Source organism: Bacteroides sp. UBA939 (assembly GCF_002293435.1).
GTDB lineage: Bacteria > Bacteroidota > Bacteroidia > Bacteroidales > Bacteroidaceae > Bacteroides.
Window position 1 is genome coordinate 1 of record NZ_DBDF01000149.1, and the last position, 3206, is coordinate 3206.

General features: G+C 48.5%; 2 protein-coding genes. Both read right to left on the reverse strand.

Translation table 11 applies throughout. From position 1 onward, the window contains the following. Nucleotides 1-113 precede the first annotated feature (113 nt). On the reverse strand, nucleotides 114-2144 hold the full coding sequence (locus B2Z67_RS09270) for an alpha-glucuronidase family glycosyl hydrolase (RefSeq protein WP_291529542.1): 2031 nt from the start codon (nucleotides 2142-2144) through the stop codon (nucleotides 114-116). A 24-nt stretch (nucleotides 2145-2168) separates the two neighbouring features. Beyond that, the gene (locus B2Z67_RS09275) at nucleotides 2169-3149 is read right to left on the reverse strand and encodes a Gfo/Idh/MocA family protein (protein ID WP_291529543.1); all 981 of its coding nucleotides are present in this window, start codon (nucleotides 3147-3149) and stop codon (nucleotides 2169-2171) included. Nucleotides 3150-3206: the final 57 nt, after the last annotated feature.

Below are 3206 nucleotides of genomic sequence, written 5' to 3' on the forward strand. Positions count from 1 at the left end.
CTTTAATCACCTTACTTTAATCAATATTCCCCTTCAACTTCCCGTTATCAGAGAGTCGGAGGGGAATAAAAGGGATATGGATTATGAAAAAGCGTATTGGTTTAGCCGGTGAGTTATCTTCTCTGGTTTAACATTTTTCTTGCAGGACATTCGTGATTGCCAATCGGAAGTTTTACTTGTTTCAAGTCATCCAACTCATGTACCGGTCGTTCTATGTCGTGAGGAATTCGCATATCTGAGTATTCCATAAAGTAAAGCAGGCAGGCGTCTTTCCACCAAACGGCATCACGCGCCTGTATCTTCAGACGTGATTGCACGTCTTTGAAGCGTTCCTCGTCGATGCAACCCTCAGCCAGATCCCATATTCTTTGGAAACTTCTGACTTGCTGCACGCCTTTATCGTAACGGTAGCAAAGTTCGTCCCATAGCGTACGCCCGCTTTGCATGGTGTGATTCCACGGAGCATGATGAAACCACAGGAGATACTCGTCCGGGCAGGTACTGATATTGTCGTAGAGACTACAAAGCGAGTCCGGATATTGAGCGGTTGCATTACTGCCGGTGTGGCTACGGTCGAAACCTATGCCCGACTTGCCGGCTTTGTGGTAATAAGACGGCATCCAGTCCTTCCGGGCGCCGGGTATATCACACCAAGGCTCAGGTCCATAGTGGTGTCCCCATGCGAAAAGATGATGCAGTCCGAGCGGCATCATATAATCTACTACAGCTTCACGGCTTTCCATCATCATTCGGTATACTTCATAAGCAACAGGAACATGCTGTTGGTTGTGCGCATCAAAGAATGTTTGTTTCAACCACTCTTCCGCTATTGCTTCAGAAGATAACTCCGGGTTCCAGGCAAGACGTCCGAAAGCATACCAGTTGGATTGTGCAAAGTGGTGTCCGCACCAGTTTGTATCTGTGCCGATATTGGCAACGCCTGACATGGCTTTCAGTGAAGAGGGCTGTACGAAGTCAAAGAACTCCTCCCACATCGGGGCAAGGTAGGCAAGGTGGTTGGAAAAGCCCAGATACTCTTGCGTTATCTGAAACTCCACCATCTGCGCGGTTCTCGGCATGGCGCCAAACAACGGGCTGTACGGTTCGCGGGGTTGGAAGTCAACCGGGCCATTCTTTATCTGTATGATTACATTGTTACGGAATTGTCCATCCAGCGGTTGGAACTCCAGATAAGCCTGTTTGGCACGGTCGGCATCCGTAGGACTGTAGACGAAAGCGCGCCACATGACAATACCTTTATAAGGCTTTAGCGCATCTGCCAGCATATTGGCGCCTTCCGCATGGGTACGGTCGAAGTCGCACGGACCGGGCTGTCCCTCGGAATTGGCTTTTACGAGAAAGCCTCCGAAGTCGGGAATGAAGCGGTAGATTTCTTTCACTTTATTCTTCCACCAGGCGATTACGTCTTTATTGAGCGGGTCGGCTGTAGGAAGTCCGCCCAACTGCATGGGCGAGGCGAAATTGACGGAAAGATATACGCGAATGCCGTAAGGACGGAATACATCGGCCAGCGCTTTCACTTTTTCCAGATATTCAGCGGAAAGAATTTGAGAAGACGCGTTTACGTTGTTCAATACCGTGCCGTTAATTCCGACGGAAGCATTGGTGCGGGCATAATCCGTATAACGGTCGGAGAGGGTAGCGGGCAGGGCTTCCCAATCCCATAATGATTGTCCGGCATAGCCCCGTTCGACGGTGCGGTCTAAGTTATCCCAATGATTAAGAATACGCAGGTTGTAGGCGGGACTTTCTTTGATATTCAACTTCGAGAAGTCTGCGCCTGTATCTTGCAGGCGTAAGAGGTGGAAAGCTCCGTAGAGTAACCCATGTTCTCCGGCAGAAGTGATGGTTATGTTCTGACCGTTGTCCGAGGTGCGGAGGATATATCCTTCTTCTCCTAAGGTCTGCGATTCCTTATTACGTTGGAGGTTCAATGCGACAGGTACTCCTTTCCAAGCTTTCCGCAGTTCGGCGGTTGCAATTTCCGATATGGGTGATTGCTTATTGCAGGATACGGTTGCGTTCCCATCCGTAGAATACCGGAGCCAGAGGCGGCTGCCGTCTTCGGCAAAAGCGGGAAGCAAAAACGGTAATAGTAAAAACAGGGTGAATATTCTCTTCATAAAATAAAAGACTATGTGATTTATTCATTCATCAGCGGGATAGCGTACGCCCCACTCTTTGCGTAAACCGTCCATTATACGCATGATACGCAAGGTTTCAGCATGTGGCATATAAGGAGATTCAATCCATCCGTTCCGTAAGGCTTCGACGGAAGCGTACACCTGATATTCATATCCGGTAATCTGTGGCGGGCAGTTATAGGTGGCTATGGTTTTATAATCTTCCGTCACTACGATAACCCGTTGCGGATTATTGATATTTTCTACAATCAGATGGCCTTTCTCACCTGAGATGATGCCTTGGCGGTCGGTCATACTTAACATGGTGCTGTGCAATACGGCCATTTTCCCGTCATTGAAAGTCAGGGTTATACTGTTTTGGGCATCTACTCCGGTGTCGGTCTTGATGCAGGTGGAAGTGATTCGCTCAACATCGTTGCCGAATATCATGGAAGCGAAGTTTAGCGTGTAGACTCCCAGGTCGAGCAAGGCTCCACCTGCAAGGGCGGGTTGCCTGAGCCGTTCGCGGTTGCCGATGGGATATCCGAGGTTGGCGGATAGTGTCATGGGGTGTCCGATAATGCCGCTTGCTATAATTTCATTGATGGTTTGGGATAAGGGCATGTAGCGTGTCCAGATGGCCTCGGTGATGAAGAGTTGTTTCTCTTTGGCAAGATTCAGCAACTCTTCTGCCTGGCGGGCATTGGCTGTGAATGCTTTCTCGCATAGTACGGCTTTACCTTTCAACAGGCTCATACGTGCGTGCTCAAAATGGTGGGAGTGTGGAGTGGCGATATATACCAACTCCACTTGTTCGTCATCAAGCATTTCTTCGTAAGAACCGTAGGCGCAGGTAAAACCCCACTTTTGGGCAAAGTCGTGGGCGGTTTGCAGTTGGCGGGAGGCGATTGAATATGCTTCTACGCCTTTCATATCTTTAAGGGTGATTGCCATCTTCTCGGCAATCCAGCCGGTACCTATAATTCCTATTTTAACTGCATTCATGTTTTATGAATTATGTTTTATGAATTATGAATTATGTTTTATGAATTATGAATTATG

Excerpts from the sequence above, each read along its gene's own strand:
- B2Z67_RS09270 (WP_291529542.1), bottom strand. The coding sequence starts at position 2,144 with ATGAAGAGAATATTCACCCTGTTTTTACTATTACCGTTTTTGCTTCCC.
- B2Z67_RS09275 (WP_291529543.1), bottom strand. The coding sequence starts at position 3,149 with ATGAATGCAGTTAAAATAGGAATTATAGGTACCGGCTGGATTGCCGAG.